The 15,358-nt window shown below is 60.6% G+C and carries 15 protein-coding genes; 10 read left to right on the forward strand and 5 right to left on the reverse strand.

All coding sequences use genetic code 11. The annotated features are described in order from the left end of the window. The first annotated feature begins 2 nt into the window (after positions 1-2). Complete coding sequence (locus TRM7615_RS06370; protein WP_108786079.1) at positions 3-3,401, forward strand: efflux RND transporter permease subunit; 3,399 nt, start codon at positions 3-5, stop codon at positions 3,399-3,401. On the opposite strand, the gene TRM7615_RS06375 is transcribed toward TRM7615_RS06370, so the two are convergent. Both TRM7615_RS06375 and TRM7615_RS06380 read right to left on the reverse strand, forming a co-directional pair. Beyond that, entirely contained in the window at positions 3,385-3,810 is a 426-nt protein-coding gene (locus TRM7615_RS06375) for an NUDIX hydrolase (protein ID WP_108786080.1), read from the reverse strand. The genes TRM7615_RS06370 and TRM7615_RS06375 overlap by 17 nt on opposite strands. A 3-nt stretch (positions 3,811-3,813) precedes the next feature. Next, on the reverse strand, positions 3,814-4,617 hold the full coding sequence (locus TRM7615_RS06380; RefSeq protein WP_108786081.1) for a protein-disulfide reductase DsbD domain-containing protein: 804 nt from the start codon (positions 4,615-4,617) through the stop codon (positions 3,814-3,816). Between the two features lie 123 nt (positions 4,618-4,740). On the opposite strand from TRM7615_RS06380, the gene TRM7615_RS06385 reads away from it, so the two are divergent. Then, complete coding sequence (locus tag TRM7615_RS06385; protein WP_268877549.1) at positions 4,741-5,316, forward strand: YqgE/AlgH family protein; 576 nt, start codon at positions 4,741-4,743, stop codon at positions 5,314-5,316. Here TRM7615_RS06385 and TRM7615_RS06390 read toward each other — a convergent pair whose 3' ends face one another. Continuing rightward, complete coding sequence (locus TRM7615_RS06390) at positions 5,317-6,267, reverse strand: L-threonylcarbamoyladenylate synthase (RefSeq protein WP_108786082.1); 951 nt, start codon at positions 6,265-6,267, stop codon at positions 5,317-5,319. Between the two features lie 127 nt (positions 6,268-6,394). On the opposite strand from TRM7615_RS06390, the gene TRM7615_RS06395 reads away from it, so the two are divergent. The 7 genes from TRM7615_RS06395 to TRM7615_RS06425 all read left to right on the forward strand — a co-directional run bounded on the left by TRM7615_RS06395 (position 6,395) and on the right by TRM7615_RS06425 (position 13,114). Then, positions 6,395-8,098, forward strand: a complete 1,704-nt coding sequence (locus tag TRM7615_RS06395) for an acyl-CoA dehydrogenase (protein WP_108786083.1) — start codon at positions 6,395-6,397, stop codon at positions 8,096-8,098. Beyond that, entirely contained in the window at positions 8,098-9,144 is a 1,047-nt protein-coding gene (locus TRM7615_RS06400) for an MBL fold metallo-hydrolase (protein ID WP_108786084.1), read from the forward strand. Before TRM7615_RS06395 ends, TRM7615_RS06400 begins: the two co-directional genes overlap by 1 nt. A 16-nt stretch (positions 9,145-9,160) precedes the next feature. After that, complete coding sequence (locus TRM7615_RS06405; RefSeq protein WP_108786085.1) at positions 9,161-9,622, forward strand: DUF6173 family protein; 462 nt, start codon at positions 9,161-9,163, stop codon at positions 9,620-9,622. Positions 9,623-9,871: 249 nt separating this feature from the next. Continuing rightward, a complete protein-coding gene (locus TRM7615_RS06410) occupies positions 9,872-11,710 on the forward strand; it encodes a glycerophosphodiester phosphodiesterase (RefSeq protein ID WP_108786472.1) in 1,839 nt (612 codons plus the stop codon). Continuing rightward, complete coding sequence (locus TRM7615_RS06415; protein WP_235824035.1) at positions 11,694-12,266, forward strand: hypothetical protein; 573 nt, start codon at positions 11,694-11,696, stop codon at positions 12,264-12,266. Before TRM7615_RS06410 ends, TRM7615_RS06415 begins: the two co-directional genes overlap by 17 nt. Positions 12,267-12,330: 64 nt before the next feature. Further along, a complete protein-coding gene (locus tag TRM7615_RS06420; protein ID WP_085797357.1) occupies positions 12,331-12,465 on the forward strand; it encodes an aa3-type cytochrome c oxidase subunit IV in 135 nt (44 codons plus the stop codon). 19 nt (positions 12,466-12,484) lie between these two features. Further along, on the forward strand, positions 12,485-13,114 hold the full coding sequence (locus TRM7615_RS06425; RefSeq protein ID WP_108786086.1) for a hypothetical protein: 630 nt from the start codon (positions 12,485-12,487) through the stop codon (positions 13,112-13,114). Positions 13,115-13,371: 257 nt separating this feature from the next. Here the strand turns inward: TRM7615_RS06425 and TRM7615_RS06430 are convergent, their stop codons facing one another. Together TRM7615_RS06430 and TRM7615_RS06435 are read right to left on the reverse strand one after the other, a co-directional pair. Continuing rightward, a complete protein-coding gene (locus TRM7615_RS06430) occupies positions 13,372-13,704 on the reverse strand; it encodes an AzlD domain-containing protein (RefSeq protein ID WP_108786087.1) in 333 nt (110 codons plus the stop codon). Beyond that, positions 13,701-14,417 carry an AzlC family ABC transporter permease gene (locus tag TRM7615_RS06435; RefSeq protein ID WP_108786088.1) on the reverse strand — a complete coding sequence of 239 codons (717 nt, stop codon included), beginning with the start codon at positions 14,415-14,417 and terminating at the stop codon, positions 13,701-13,703. The genes TRM7615_RS06430 and TRM7615_RS06435 overlap by 4 nt, the downstream gene beginning before the upstream one ends. 49 nt (positions 14,418-14,466) lie before the next feature. On the opposite strand from TRM7615_RS06435, the gene TRM7615_RS06440 reads away from it, so the two are divergent. After that, positions 14,467-15,357, forward strand: a complete 891-nt coding sequence (locus TRM7615_RS06440; RefSeq protein WP_108786089.1) for a formate dehydrogenase accessory sulfurtransferase FdhD — start codon at positions 14,467-14,469, stop codon at positions 15,355-15,357. The last annotated feature ends 1 nt before the right edge of the window (position 15,358 follow it).

Below are 15,358 nucleotides of genomic sequence, written 5' to 3' on the forward strand. Positions count from 1 at the left end.
TCATGGCCCGCGAAATCCCCGAAGTTGCCAGCGGACTGTTTAGCTATTTCACCCGCCATCGCACGGCGGCCAACCTGTTGTTGGTCGTGCTCTTGGTGCTGGGGGCTGCGGCCATCCCCAACATGCGGGCGCAGTTTTTCCCGGATGTCATCGTTGAGAATGTCAACGTCGACGTCACATGGGAGGGCGCAGGCCCCGAAGATGTCGACAGCGCCATCGTTCAGGTGCTTGAGCCGACATTGTTGGCTGTTGATGGCGTCGAAAGTACAACGTCTACTTCGCGCGAAGGACGTGCCTCGATAAGGTTGGAGTTCGAACCCGGTTGGGACATGCCGCGCGCCCAGGATGATGTGCAATCGGCCGTCGATGCCATTACAACTTTGCCAGACGATGCCGAAGACCCGACTGTGCGCCGGGGCGCCTGGCGCGATCGGGTTACGGATGTGGTCATCACGGGGCCAATTGATCCGAGCCAATTGGGTCTGTTCACCGACGAGTTTGTTGTGCGCCTGTTCGAGGTCGGCGTCACCCGCACCACGATCCGGGGGGTCGCAGCCCCCCGTACGATAGTCGAGGTGCCCTCGGCTCAGCTGATTTCCAACGATGTGAGCATGACTGATATCGCATCGGCGATCTCGTCCGAGGTGGATGCCGACCCAGCAGGCGATGTCGCGGGGGCTAATGCTCGGGTGCGCACGGGTGTGGCGAAACGCACACCCGAGGATATCGAAGGGATCGTATTGCGCTCCAACCCCGACGGCTCGAAATTGACCATCGGAGATGTTGCCACGATCCGTGTCGAAGGTGTGAACCGTATCCGCAGCTACTTCGTGGATGAGCACCCGGCCATGTCGATCCGCATCGACCGTTCCGATGGCGGTGATGCAATCCGCATCCAGGGCGTCGTCGAGGATGTGGTCGACGAAATGCAACTCAGCCTGCCGCAGGGCGTCACCATCGAATTGATCCGCACCCGGGCCGCGGCCATCACCGGGCGACTGAACATTCTGGTCGACAACGGCTTGATGGGTCTGGGTCTTGTGGTCTTGCTGCTTTTCCTCTTCCTCAACGCGCGGATTGCGTTCTGGGTGGCAGCCGGCATTCCGGCGGCGATGTTTGCTGCGATCGCTTTGATGTACATAGGCGGACTGACCATCAACATGGTCTCGCTGTTTGGCCTGATCATCACTTTGGGCATCGTGGTGGATGACGCCATTGTTGTGGGGGAACACGCCGATTTCCGCGCCCGACGGCTGGGCGAACATCCCGTTGTCGCGTCGGAACGGGCGGCGCGGCGAATGGCGATGCCAGTATTTGCCGCGACGCTGACCACGATCATCGCCTTCTTTGGGCTGACAGCTGTGGGCGGGCGCTTTGGCGAATTGATCCGGGATATCCCGTTCACGGTGATTGCTGTCCTTGCGGCCTCGCTTGTTGAATGTTTCCTGATCCTGCCCAACCACATGAGCCACGCGATTGCGCATTCCGCCAAAGAGCATTGGTACGACCTGCCCAATCGGGTGGTGAACCGTGGGTTCCGATGGGTGCGAGACCATGTATTCCGCCCGCTGATGGGCTGGGTTGTTTGGGCGCGGTATGTGGTGCTTGCGGGTGCAGTGGTCATTCTGGCCAGCCAAGTCGCATTGTTCATTCAGGGCGACGTCAAATGGCGATTCTTCAACGCACCTGAACGTGGCTCGGTCACTGGCAACTTTGCCATGGTCGAAGGGGCCACACGCGCGGACACGCTCGAGATGATGCGCGAAATGCAACGTGCGACCGAAGAGTTGGGCAAGCAGTACGAAGAACGCTATGGCCGCAATCCGCTGGACTATGTCCTGGCCGAAATCGGCGGCAATGCGGGGCGGGGACTTTCGGGTGTCGACACCAAGGACAAGGATTTGCTGGGCGGTATCTCGATCGAGTTGATCGACGCCGACCTGCGCCCCTATTCCAGCTTTGCCTTTGTGGGCGAGTTGCAGGACTTTGTGACCAGACATCCCTTGGTCGAAACCGTCAGTTTCCGTGGTTGGCGTTCAGGTCCCGGCGGTGACGCGCTGGATGTGCAATTCTATGGAGCCGAAGTCACGACGTTGAAACAGGCCTCCGAGGATCTTCAAACTGCATTGCTGCGCTACCCCGAGGTGTCGGCGGTCGAGGACAATCTGGCCTATGACAAGGAAGAGGTCGTGCTGGACCTGACCGCGCAGGGACAGGCCTTGGGCTTTACCATCGAAACGCTTGGCCGTGCGCTCAGGTCACGCCTGAACGGGATCGAGGCCGCGACATATCCCGATGGCCCCCGCAGCGCTGAAATCCGGGTTGAATTGCCCGAAGGCGAGCTGACTGCCGATTTCCTGGAGCGCACGCTGATGCGTACCCCGCAGGGTGTCTATGTGCCACTCGCGGATATTGTGAGCGTCGATCAGCGCACCGGTTTTTCCACCGTACGCCGCGAAAATGGCGTTCGGCTGGTGTCGGTGACGGGCGACATTTCTGAGGACGATCCCTCCCGCGCAGAAGAGATCAACCGCGCCTTGAGCGAAGAGATCCTGCCCAAGATCGCCAGCGAACATCAGGTCGAATGGCGCATGTCGGGCCTGAGCGAGCAAGAGGACGAATTCCTCAATGATGCGCGCACCGGCCTGATCCTGTGTCTGACGGGCATCTATCTGGTGCTGGCCTGGGTCTTTGCCAGCTGGACGCGGCCCTTGGTGGTCATGGCAATCATTCCCTTTGGGTTGGTGGGCACCATCTGGGGTCACTACCTGTGGGAGGTTCCGCTGAGCATGTTCACGGTTGTGGGTTTGTTGGGCATGACAGGGATCATCATCAACGACTCGATTGTCCTGGTCACAACCATCGACGAATACGCCAAGGAACGCGGGCTTGTCCCGTCGATCATCGACGGTGCCGCTGACCGGTTGCGCCCGGTGATGCTGACGACGCTGACGACGGTTCTGGGGTTGGCGCCTCTGATGTACGAGCAATCGCAGCAGGCGCAGTTCCTCAAACCCACCGTGATCACCCTGGTCTATGGTCTGGGGTTCGGCATGTTTTTGGTTCTGTTGGTCGTGCCTGCGCTGGTCGCGATCCAGAATGATGTGTCACGCCCTTTGACCGCCATGCGCCGCGCGATGCGTGGGCCGGATCGCCGTGTGCGGGGCGTGGTCTACCTGACGTGGGCGGCAATGCTGGCGTGGCTGGGTACAACGATGGTTTGGCCGCTGGTCAACGGTGCGCTGCCCACGCAACTCAGCGCCATTGCGCCGGCGTTGAGCGGGTTGCCTGTCTTGCAGGCGGGGATTGCTCTGTTCTTCTTGGGGGCCTTGGTCATCTTGGTGGTGGCGATGATCCTTGGGTTCGCGGTTTTTGCGCGCCGCACTACGTCGCGCGCGTAAGGGCCAGGTCCAAAAGATCAGTGACCCGCGCGCTCATCGGCAGCGCTCTGGCCTGAACCACGTCAAAAGGCACCCATCGAACGTCCGCGATTTCGTCAACGACGCGCGGGGTGCCTTCGATGTAGGAACACAACACGCCAACCAGCAGGTAATGCGTGACGGTCTGGCCCGCATCGTCCCGCCGGATCAGGTCGTAGTTTGTCAGGTATTCCAAGGGTTCGGCGACAACGCCGGTTTCTTCTCGCAACTCGCGGCTGGCCGCGGTCAACGCTGTTTCGCCCCATTCCACATGACCACCGGGAAAGCCCCAAAGCCCCGCGTCGGGCTGTTTCTTGCGTTGCGCCAGCAGCACGTGGCCGTCACGGATAACGACGGCCAACGCGCCGAGTTTGGGGATAGGTGAACTCATGGATCAGCCCGGTGTGCAGCCTTTGATATCGACACTATGCGCCCCGCCCAGAACCGTTAGGCGGATTGCGGAACGGTCAATCGCAAAGGCGGTTCCGCTGTCGCTGATCAGCTCGGCGGTAGAGGTCAACACATTGCCCTCGCGTCGGGTTTGCGGCTCGGACGCCCAAAGCGACGGATCGCCCGGTTCGATGATCATCATCTCGGTCCCACCGGTAGCAGGCAGGCGCACCCTGGCCTCGATCTGCATTCCGTCCTTGGTGGGCGACAGACGACATGTGGCGGATTTCACCCCGGCCTCGCGCGCCGAATAGGGACGCGCGGCAAGCGCAGCGGCAATTGTGGGGTTGCGACCGGCAGATGCGTCCAGATCGTGGTCGAATTTCAGCTGGGCAGGAACGCAGACATCACTGCACACGCCAAATGACATCCGCCCTTTCAATTGAACCGGTTTGCCTGCGCGCTTTGGCGTGATCTCGACCGGCAGGATCAACTGGTTTTCATACCCGATGGTGCGCAGGCCGTTCTGGTCAAAAACCTTGGGCGAGGGCCATGTGAACGAAACCTCGCCAACGTTGCGCGACCCGCGCCAATCGAACTGCGGTGGAATGCCCGCATCGCCTGGCGCGCGCCAATAGGTCTTCCACCCGTCGGCCAGCGTCACCTTGACCGCACCGATATAGGTGCCGTGGTCGGTCTGGCCTCCGTCCAGAATTTCAAGCTGAACGATGTCATCCAGCCCACCCACTTGCGCGGCGGTAACAGAGGGAACGGTTAGGCAAACGGCCAAGGCAATAGATCTAAGCATGACCCTTAGATGCGCGTTTCGGCGATGAAATCCAAGTCACGTTCGGGTCAGTCCGGGAATATTTCCCTTGTTTGTGACCTCGGCCCTTGCACCGTCGCCGGGGCGTGTCCATTCTTGGGGTACATGGAGCAAGAGAACACCAAGATGAATCTGACCGGCAAGCTGTTGATAGCCATGCCCGGCATGGGCGATCCCCGCTTTGCCCATTCAGTGGTTTATGTTTGCAGCCATGGCGACGACGGTGCCATGGGGCTGATCGTGAACAAGCCCGCTGATCTGCCCCTCTCGGCGCTGTTGGAGCAATTGGACATCAAATGCCCCTCACGCCGTATCGGCGAGCGTCCTGTGCGATTTGGCGGTCCCGTGGAAACCGGTCGCGGCTTTGTCCTGCACTCGTCGGATTACGAGGCAAACCTTCATTCCCTCGAGATCGGAGGCGGTTTCAGCATGTCTGCAACCCTGGATGTGCTCGAAGATATTGCCAACGGCGACGGGCCCACGCGTGGGTTGCTGATGTTGGGGTATTCTGGTTGGGGACCCGGTCAGTTGGAAGATGAGATCGCGGCAAACGGCTGGCTGACCGCGGACGCCGAGTTGGAGCTGGTGTTCGATCTGGATGACAGCAACAAGTGGGAAGGGGCGCTGAAGTCCCTTGGCATTGATCCACTGACCCTATCGGCCAGCGCCGGTCACGCCTGATCATGCCCCCCGTGGGGCAGCTGCGCGGCGCAAGCGGTCGTTGATCGCCAATCCCAATCCTTTTTCAGGTATTGGAGAGACGGCAATTGGGCGCCCCGTGCTGTCCAGCTGGTGCAGGGCCGAGAACAGATTGGCTGCAGCTTCGGTAAGGTCACCTGCTGCGGACAGGTTCAGATCGCAGGGTACATTGCCGAAACCGAGCACAACTTCGTCGCCAACAGGGGCCTCGACGTTCAACCGAACACTTGATTCCGGCGCGTAATGCGATTGCAGCTGACCGGGGGCGGACAGGGCGTCGCCCTGCTTGTAGATGTCGATGGGTTGGCCCAGGCACGCCTCGATCATTTCGGCAGACAGCCCTCCGGGGCGGAGCAGCGTGGGCGTGCCGGCCAGTCCGACAATGGTGGATTCCAACCCAACGCCGCAAGGGCCGTCATCCAGAACCGCCGCAATGCGCCCGTCCAAACCGGCGCGCACATGCGCCGCAGTTGTCGGGCTGATCCGGCCCGATGGATTGGCCGAAGGCGCCGCGACTGGCCCGTCGAATTCGGCCAGCAATGCGCGAGCCGTGTCATGAGCAGGAACGCGCACCGCCAGTGTATCAAGACCAGCGGTGACCAGGGGAGAGATCCCGTGATCCGGCTTGAGCGGCAGAACCAGCGTCAGCGGTCCGGGCCAAAAGGCTTGCGCCAGGCGGTCGGCCTCATCCGTCCAGACGACATGGCGCTTGGCGGCCTCGGTATTTGGGACATGGGCAATCAATGGGTTGAAGCTGGGCCGTCCTTTGGCCGTATAGATCCCCGCGACGGCATCATTGTTGCGGGCATCCCCGCCAAGGCCGTAGACCGTTTCGGTTGGGAATGCGACGAGCTGGCCCGCGCGCAGCAGATCGGCCGCCGCGACAATGTCGGCGGGGCAGGCCGTCAAATATGATGTGTCCTTACGATTCATGGTCGGTGACGCGGCGTTTTGGTTGCTTGCAAGGGGGCGCTGGATAGGTAATCGTCCAAACCCTGTCTTTACCGATGCCTGCCTTGGATGCCAAGGCCATGCACCGCCCAAACATCCGAGGGAACCAATGCCCTATCGCGCACCAGTCACCGACTACCAGTTCTTGCTCCGCCATGTAGCAGGCTTTGATCAGATTGCGGAGACCGAGACATTCTCGGAAGCTTCGGACGATGTTGTCGATGCGATCCTGACCGAGGCTGGCAAGATGTGCGAAGAGGTGATGTCGCCCTTACAGCGTCCCGGCGACTTGGAGCCTGCGCGCCTGGAGAACGGTGTTGTTCGCACGTCGCCAGGGTATTCAGATGGCTGGAAAGCCATTTCAGAAGGGGGCTGGATCGGGATGAGTGGTGATCCCGAGTATGGCGGCATGGGCCTGCCGATGACCGTGACCACTGCTGTGAACGAAATGATGAGCGCTGCGTGCCTGTCGCTGCAACTTGCGCCGCTGATGAGCCAGGGGCAGATCGAAGCGATGGAACATCATGCCAGCGATGCCATCAAGGAGCTGTTTCTGCCCAAGCTGATGTCGGGTGAATGGTCGGGCACAATGAACCTGACCGAACCTCAGGCCGGGTCGGACGTGGGTGCACTCAGCTCCAAAGCCGTGGACAATGGCGATGGCAGCTATGCGGTGACCGGGCAGAAAATATATATCTCTTGGGGTGATAATGACTTTGCCAGCAACGTCTGCCACCTGGTTCTGGCGCGCCTGCCGGATGGGGTGCCTGGCACCAAGGGCATCAGCCTGTTCATTGTGCCCAAGCACCTACCCGACGACAATGGCGAGGCGGGCGTCGCCAACAGCCTCAAGGTGGTGAGCCTGGAGCACAAGATGGGTCTGCATGGCTCGCCAACCTGCGTTATGCAGTTTGATGGCGCCAAGGGTTGGCTTGTGGGCAAGGAGCACGGCGGCATGGCCGCCATGTTCACCATGATGAACAATGCGCGCCTGGGTGTTGGCGGCCAGGGTGTTGGTGTTGCCGAAGGCGCCTATCAGCACGCGCTAGCCTATGCGCTGGAGCGCAAGCAGGGCAAGACACCGAGCGGGACGATCGTGGACCACGCCGACGTGCGCCGGATGCTGATGAGCATGAAAGCTGACGTCTTTGCCTCGCGGGCAATCCTGCTGAACTGCGCGGCAGCCATCGACATGCAAACCGCCACAGATGATGCGGAGTGGGCGGCGCGTGCGGCGTTCCTGACCCCGATTGCCAAGGCCTTTGGCACAGAGACGGGAATGCGCGTGGCCGAGACAGGTGTGCAGGTGCACGGCGGCATGGGCTTTATCGAAGAAACCGGCGCGGCGCAGTTCTATCGCGACGTGCGCGTGACCGCGATTTATGAGGGCACCAATGGCATCCAAGCCATGGATCTTGTGGCACGCAAGATGATGGACGGGGGAGAGGCTGCGGCCAAGCTGCTGGACGAGATCGAAGATCACGCCGAGCGCGCCCGTGCCACGGTGCCGGAACTCGCCGGTCCGGTATGGGAAGCCACGGAAACCCTGCGCGAGGCAACTGAATGGCTGGTGGCGCAAGGTGATTTGAACGATCGTTTCGCTGGCGCAGTTCCCTATCTGCAAGCCTTTGCGCGTGTTCTGGGTGGCCACTATCATCTGGTGGCCGCTTTGGCCGATCCGGGTGGCCCGCGTGAAAAGCTGGCGCGTTTCTATATCAACGCCCTGTTGCCGGAACACACTGGTCTGCTGGCGCAGGCGCAGAACGGCTCGGCCGATGTTTATGGTTTGACCATCGACGAGCTGGTCGCCTGATGGACGGGGCGCAGACGCTGGCGATGCGATACCCTTGGGACACACCACCGGCACCGGGTGAGGCCATCGAAGTGGCCGAGGGCGTGCTGTGGATGCGGTTGCCGCTGCCGATGAAGCTGGACCATGTCAATGTCTATGCTTTGGACGAGGGTGACAGCTGGACCGTGATCGACACCGGGTTCGCGTCCAAGAAATCGCGCGCCATCTGGGAACAGTTGATGGCTGGACCGCTGGGCGGCAAGCCTGTGTCACGCGTGGTGGTGACCCACCACCACCCCGATCACATGGGGCTGGCGGGCTGGTTTCAGGCCGAGCATGGGGCCGAACTGGTCACAACGCGCACGGCGTGGCTGTTTTCGCGCATGCTGACGCTGGACGTTCAGGAAAACTGGCCGGAAGAGACGCTGGATTATTACCGTTCGGCGGGCATGGATGCCGAAATCCTGGCCAAGCGGATAGCGGATCGTCCGTTCAATTTCTCGGATATGGTCTACCCGATGCCACTGGGGTTCCGGCGGATCAAGCAGGGTGACGTGTTCCGCATGGGCGGGCGCGATTGGGACGTGCATATGGGCAACGGCCACGCGCCTGAACATGCCACATTCTGGAGCCGGGACGACAATCTGGTGATCACCGGCGACCAGATCCTGTCTTCGATCAGTCCCAACATCGGTGTTTATGCAACTGAACCGCTGGCTGATCCGTTGGCCGAATGGCTTGAGGCCTGCGAGCGGCTTGCCCCATTGGCGCGAGAGGATCATCTGGCGCTGGGCGGCCACAAGCTACCCTTTACTGGACTGCCGATGCGGATGCGCCAGTTGATCGACAATCACCATGGCGCGTTGAAACGCCTGCTGAACCATCTGGACACACCAAAAACCGCGTCCGAATGTTTTGCGCCCTTGTTCAAGCGCACCATTGGAGAGGGTGAATATGGCCTGGCCCTGGTCGAGGCCGTTGCGCATGTGAACCACCTCTACCATATCGGAGCGGTGATCCGGACCCGTCGTGAGGATGGGGCCTGGCTGTATCAGCGCAAAGACTAAATTCAGGGACAATAGCATGGACGACAAGATCGAAACGGCGGCAGAAGCGGCAGAAGCAGCGGCTCTGCCGCGCCATCACGAGGTCCATGCAGACCCTGAACGTCAACCCAAGCTGGGCCCGGTGCCTGCTCAGTTGCAAAAACCTGCGGAGGCCAAAAGCCCGTCGCGCTGGGCCTATGAGCGGCTGATCCTTTACATACGCAGCTTTGAAGAGCAGCTGGACGGTGAGCATGAGGTCGCCATGGGATTCACCGGCGGTGACGCTGGGGTGCTGCGGATCGAGGGAATGGGATATTTCGATCCGGATATCATCACCTTCTATGGCAGCGATTCAAACGGTGTCCGCACACAGTTGGTGCAACACGTGAGCCAGTTGAATGTGATGCTGCGGGCCCTGCCCAAACCAAAGGAAGACACGCCCGCCACGCGCATCGGCTTTCGCTTGGCAGCCGACCTGGAAGCCTCGGACGAGGGCTGACACAGGGTTCGCTGGGTTGGTGCGTCTCAGTTCAGGGGCGCTCCCGACCGTCGATCAGGCATCAAAGATGCCCTCCTCCCGTTGGGCCGGGCGCCGCGCTGACGCGCGGCGCGGCACCGCAAAGAGATGGGTTCGCCTCGACAACACCGCGAGACGGGGCGCATTTCAGATGGCGGAGGTTTCTGCAGTCTTTCCCTTGCTTTGGTCGGCTTCCCATCGTTCAATGCCTGCATTGAAGGGGAGATTTTCGTGTCGCGTTATTCCACGGTAACAGAGGCTTATGCACAGGCCTGGGCCAGACGCCGGGTGTTTGTACCACTTTACATGGCGCTGCGCCTGCTGGCCTATGCGTTGATCGCGCCCGGCATGGCGGCGACCATCAACTTGGCAGTCTCGCTCTCGGATCAGCCGGCGTTGACCGATCAGGACATCGCCTATTTCATCCTGACCCCCGTCGGGTTCCTTGCGACGCTGGTCGTTCTGAGCATTCTGCTGACGGTCGAGGTGCTAAGCTTTGCGGTGATGAGCACCAGCCTGCGTTATGATGGGACCGACCGCTGGCGCACATCCTGGGCGGCGTTTGGGTTTGTCGTCAGCCACGTGAAAGAGCTGTTGGTTTTTGGCCTGCTGTTTGTGCTGCGCGTGCTGCTGCTGGTTGCGCCTTTCGCACTGGTCGCTGGCGTGATCATGCTGTGGGCCACCGGGGACTATGACATCAACTACTACCTGACCTACAAGCCGCCCTCATTCCTGGCAGCGGCGGGCATTGTTGCCGTGATCCTGTTGGCGTTAGCGTTCGTCCTGTTGCTGCGCCTGTCGAGCTGGGCGCTTGCGCTGCATCTGGTCCTGTTCGAAGGTATCCGCCCCCGCGATGCTTTTGACGAAAGCCGCATTCGGATGCAGGGCAAGCAAACGCGGCTCAAGATCGAGTTGGTGATTTGGGTCGCCGTGCGATTGGCGATCTCACTGGTGATCGCATTTGTTGCGGGGCTGGCGATCAACCTGATTCCAATAACTGAGGGGCATTTGAAAACGGCGCTGACCTTGTCGATGGCAATTGTGCTGCTTTGGGGGCTAGCTCTGATCGTCCTGTCTGCCGTGGCCCTTGGGGCTCTGGCTGTTCTCCTTGACGGGTTCTTTGAAGGGCAGCGATTGCAAGCTCCGGAAACCACAGATGGCGGGAGCCTGCGGGTGCGGCTGGCATTGACCGTTGGGGTCGGGATCGTTGCGATGGTCGGTGGCATTTGGATGGGCAACGGGCTGCTCAAATCCGTCGAAGCCGACGATGAGGTCGAGATCATCGCCCATCGTGGCGCCGCTGGATCGCGTCCGGAAAACACCATGGCCTCGGTCGTCAAGGCCATCGGGGACGAGGCCGATTGGGTCGAGATCGACGTGCAGGAAACAGCAGACGGCGAAGTGGTTGTCATGCACGACAGCGATTTCATGAAACTGGCAGGCGTCAGCCTGACGATCTGGGACGCGACGATGGCGGACCTGGCCGAGATCGACATCGGCAGCTGGTTCGACCCGGCGTTTTCCAGCGAGCGCACACCCTCGCTGCACGACGTCCTGCAAGCCGCGCGGGGCAAATCCAAGGTGCTGATCGAGTTGAAGTATTACGGTCACGATGTGGATTTGGAAAACCGTGTGATAGCGATCGTAGAAGAGCTGGGGATGCAGGATCAAATCGCGGTCATGTCGCTGAAGTATCCGGCCGTGCTCAAGATGCGCGAACTGCGACCTGAATGGCGGACGGGGGTTCTGGCGGCCACTGGTGTGGGCGATCTGACCGCGCTTGAGGGCGACTTCCTGGCCGTGAATGCGGGGATGGCCAATGTGTCCATGGTTAACGCCACCAATGCAGCGGGCAAGGATTTGTATGTCTGGACCGTGAATGATCCCTTGCAGATGTCCAAGATGATTTCCCTGGGTGTGGACGGGTTGATCACGGATGAACCCGCGCTGGCCCATCAGGTATTGGAGTTCCGCGCGGGCCTGACCCCGACCGAACGTATGCTGTTGTGGATGACCGAGGAGCTCGGGCTGGACCTGACAAGCGGAGATTACCGTGACACCAGCCCGTAGACTTTTGATTGCCGGGTTTATGGCTTTGCCTTTGCCCGTCACAGCAGAAGAGAGCAATGTGACGCGCGCCTTTGAAATGCCTGCGCACCGTGCCCTGATGTCGATTCGCGCGGACTCGGAGTTGGTCGCGTTTGAAACCGACGGCTGCTCGGGTGGCCTGTCGTCCAGTTGGCGCGTGGTGGCGCGTAACTTCCCCGATTTTGCGGATGCCCATGATCAGATCCCACCTTGGGAAAACTGCTGCGTCATTCATGATCGTGCTTATCACAATGCGGGCGCAGCGGAGACTGCGGAAGACAGTTATGACGCCCGTCTGACGGCGGACAAGGCCTTGGAAAGCTGCGTAAAACGTACCGGCTCGCTGCGGGTCGACGAGGTGGCTGAGCATTATGACGTGCAGCCTGAGACTGTCGAGGCGGCTTATGAAACCATCGCCGAGGCAATGTATCTGGCCGTGCGGTTCGGGGGCGGGCCGTGTTCAGGCCTGCCTTGGCGATGGGGGTTCGGGTACTCTCAATGCACGGTTCTGGATGCGATTGGCCCTGCGCGCGAATGACGTGGTGACAGGGGCTTTCAAATCCAGTATCCAACGGAAAATTGAGACGAATAGGAAAAGACCCATGGCTGATCACAAGCACGGCGAAATGGACATCACCGATCAAACCGCAATGTACAACGCGTTCATCAAGTTCTGCACTTGGTCCTGTGTTGTCATCTTCGGTATCCTTCTGTTTCTCGCTGTATTCGCGTCCTGATCTGATCGCGGAGTAAAGCGTGTTTCGTTTCCTTCTGGTCGGCGCGCTTGCGCTTGGGTTGGCTGGCTGCGCCTCGACGCGCGGCCCGCAGGCCACTGATACGCAGATTGCTGCGGTGTCATATCGCGACCCTGGCCCGGCGACGCTGACGCTTTACACCATGATCAACAACCGCACCGGCAGCGGTGGACATACCTCGCTTATGATCAACGCGCGGGAGCGGATCATTTTCGATCCCGCGGGCTCGTTCCAGGCCGATATTGTGCCAGAGCGAAATGATGTTCTTTATGGCATCACCCCAGCGGTGGAGCAGGCTTATCGCGCCTCACACGCGCGCTCGACCCACCACGTTGTGGTGCAAGAGATCGAGGTTACGCCTCAACAGGCCGAAATGGCGTATCAACTGGCCAAGCAGATGGGCCCGGTTCCAGGCGCTTTTTGCGCCAGCGCGACTTCGCAATTGCTGCAACAGGTACCGGGGTTCGCAGGCATCAAGTCGGGGTTCCAGCCAACCGACCTGTCAGACCAATTCGAGCAGATGCCGGGCGTGAAGACTGAGCGGTACTATGAGGACGACGATGCCGATCTGCAGAAGGGCCTGGCCGAGAACAACGCCAAGCTGAACGCCCAAGCGGCGGCAGGTGGTTGATCCGTTCACCTTTTTCGTAACCTGCTGTGTGCTCATGTAGCTACGGGATTCGTAGCGCTCCCGCACCCGAGCGATTCTGACTGCGTCAGCACCGCTAACGGCTTTGGGCCGGGCGCCGGGCAAAGCCCGGCGCGGCCTCGCTTGGGGTGACAGGTTCGCCACTAGCGCCAACAGCCGAGCGCAGCGAGGCTCGGCCCAACGGGAGGCGATGTCCCGCAGGGGCATCAACGACGGGCGGGAGTGGCCCCGAGTCCGGCCTAGCCAATCAGGTATAGCAATCCATACAGCGTTGCCGCACCGGAAAAGATCGCGGCGATCACGTTCTTGGTGAGCAGGCCCACCACCAAAGCCACAGTGGCGGCACTGGTTCGGGGCAGGTCTGGTTGGCCTCCGGTTGCGGCGGGCCACACCACCAGCGGTGCGATCAGCGCAGGCAGAATGGCGACGGCAGTATAGCGCAGATGACGCAGAAGCCAGGGTGGCATTGCTCTATCGCCGACAAAGCCGATAAAGACAAAGCGCAGGACAAAGCTGCCGACCGCCATGCCGACGATCACGATCCACATTGTGGTGGGGTCGATGCTGCTCATGCCTGCACCTTTCTGCGTTCCAGCATGACCTCGGCCTGTGCGCCCGCCATCATGCCGATGCATCCGGCAATCAACAGCCCCAAGTTATAGGGCACCGCCGTGGTCAACAGCGCCACAACAATCGCGACCAGTGCCGCGATCACATGGGGCAGGGTGCGCAGCATCGGCCCCAGCATCGCCAGAAACGTGATCGGCAGCGCAAAATCCAACGCCCAACTGTCGGGGATCTGCGTCCCCAGCACCGCGCCCAGATAGGTGCACAGATACCAAAGCGGCGCGATGGGAGAGATCGAGCCAAAGAAATAAGCCATCCTTTGCGGCACCGTCATGTCCGGTTCTTTCTCGAACTGAACCGTCGAACAGGCATAGGATTGATCCACCACGAAATAGGCTGCTACCGCGCGCTGCCATAGCGGCGCCCCGCCCAGATACGGTGTCAGCGCCGCCGAATACATCGCCACCCGCAGGTTCACTGCGAGGGCCGAGGCCAGGACGATCAGGGTCGGCGTCTCTTCCTGCAACAACTGAAGTGCGGTGAACTGTGCCGCCCCAGCAAAGACCGTGGCCGTAAAGGTCATGGTTTGCACGATGTCCAATCCGGCCTCGGTCGCCAGAACGCCAAACAGGGTGCCAAAGGGGATCGCGACCAGCACAAAGGGCGAACCGTCGCGAAAGCCTTTCCAGTAAAAGGAATTCGATGTGGTGAATGCCATGAGGAAATCCTAAGTTAAGCTCGAAACAGGTAACGGGCTTGGGGAAGGGTTGCAATTGGCTATCTCGGACGATCTGTCGGACTATATCATTGCCCCCGATCCGGGCGCGGCGCGGTTGACCCGCGCGGTCGAAGGGTTCGACCAGAACGGGCAGGCCACACAGATTTCCGTGGTCGAAGAACGCCCCCTGACGATCTTCCTCAACAGTCAGGAAATCGTGACCGCGATGACGATCGGGGATTATCCCGAGTACCTGGCACTTGGGTTTCTTCGCAATCAGGGCATGTTGCTGCCTGATGATGTGATCACCAGCACCGACTATGATGACGACCTCGAAACCGTTGTGATACGCACCGAGCGAGAGACATCCTATGAGGAAAAGCTCAAGAAGAAGACCCGCACCAGTGGTTGCGCTGTTGGGACTGTGTTCGGCGATATGATGGAGGGGCTCGAGGACGTGCGCCTGCCCGCGGTGCAGGTCCGCACTTCGTGGCTCTATGGCCTGTCTGCCAAGATCAACCGCACCCCGTCACTTTACCTGGAGGCAGGAGCGATCCATGGCACCGTGCTGTGTCACGAAAACAAACCCTTGGTTTATATGGAAGACGTTGGCCGCCACAACGCCGTCGACAAGATCGCGGGTTGGATGCTGTCCACGGGTGAGGGGGCGTCAGACAAGATCCTTTATACCACTGGACGGCTGACCTCCGAGATGGTGATCAAGACCGCGATGATGGGTATCCCGGTGCTGGCCTCGCGGTCCGGCTTCACCGCCTGGGGCGTTGAGATCGCGCGCGAGGTCGGCCTGACCCTGATCGGCCGGATGCGCGGACAGCGGTTCGTGTGTCTGTCGGGTGAAGATCGCGTGGTGCGCGACGTCGATCCAGCCAGCGTGCCGGTCGAGGACAAGAAACACCGTAGAAAAAGTGCCGGAGAATAAG

Source organism: Falsiruegeria mediterranea M17, assembly GCF_900302455.1.
GTDB lineage: Bacteria > Pseudomonadota > Alphaproteobacteria > Rhodobacterales > Rhodobacteraceae > Falsiruegeria > Falsiruegeria mediterranea.

Coding starts and splice junctions, on each gene's coding strand:
- TRM7615_RS06375 (WP_108786080.1), bottom strand. CDS start 3,810: ATGAGTTCACCTATCCCCAAACTCGGCGCGTTGGCCGTCGTTATCCGT.
- TRM7615_RS06395 (WP_108786083.1), top strand. CDS start 6,395: ATGCCCTATCGCGCACCAGTCACCGACTACCAGTTCTTGCTCCGCCAT.
- TRM7615_RS06405 (WP_108786085.1), top strand. CDS start 9,161: ATGGACGACAAGATCGAAACGGCGGCAGAAGCGGCAGAAGCAGCGGCT.
- TRM7615_RS06430 (WP_108786087.1), bottom strand. CDS start 13,704: ATGAGCAGCATCGACCCCACCACAATGTGGATCGTGATCGTCGGCATG.
- TRM7615_RS06435 (WP_108786088.1), bottom strand. CDS start 14,417: ATGGCATTCACCACATCGAATTCCTTTTACTGGAAAGGCTTTCGCGAC.
- TRM7615_RS06380 (WP_108786081.1), bottom strand. CDS start 4,617: ATGCTTAGATCTATTGCCTTGGCCGTTTGCCTAACCGTTCCCTCTGTT.
- TRM7615_RS06400 (WP_108786084.1), top strand. CDS start 8,098: ATGGACGGGGCGCAGACGCTGGCGATGCGATACCCTTGGGACACACCA.
- TRM7615_RS06370 (WP_108786079.1), top strand. CDS start 3: ATGGCCCGCGAAATCCCCGAAGTTGCCAGCGGACTGTTTAGCTATTTC.
- TRM7615_RS06385 (WP_268877549.1), top strand. CDS start 4,741: ATGGAGCAAGAGAACACCAAGATGAATCTGACCGGCAAGCTGTTGATA.
- TRM7615_RS06390 (WP_108786082.1), bottom strand. CDS start 6,267: ATGAATCGTAAGGACACATCATATTTGACGGCCTGCCCCGCCGACATT.
- TRM7615_RS06420 (WP_085797357.1), top strand. CDS start 12,331: ATGGCTGATCACAAGCACGGCGAAATGGACATCACCGATCAAACCGCA.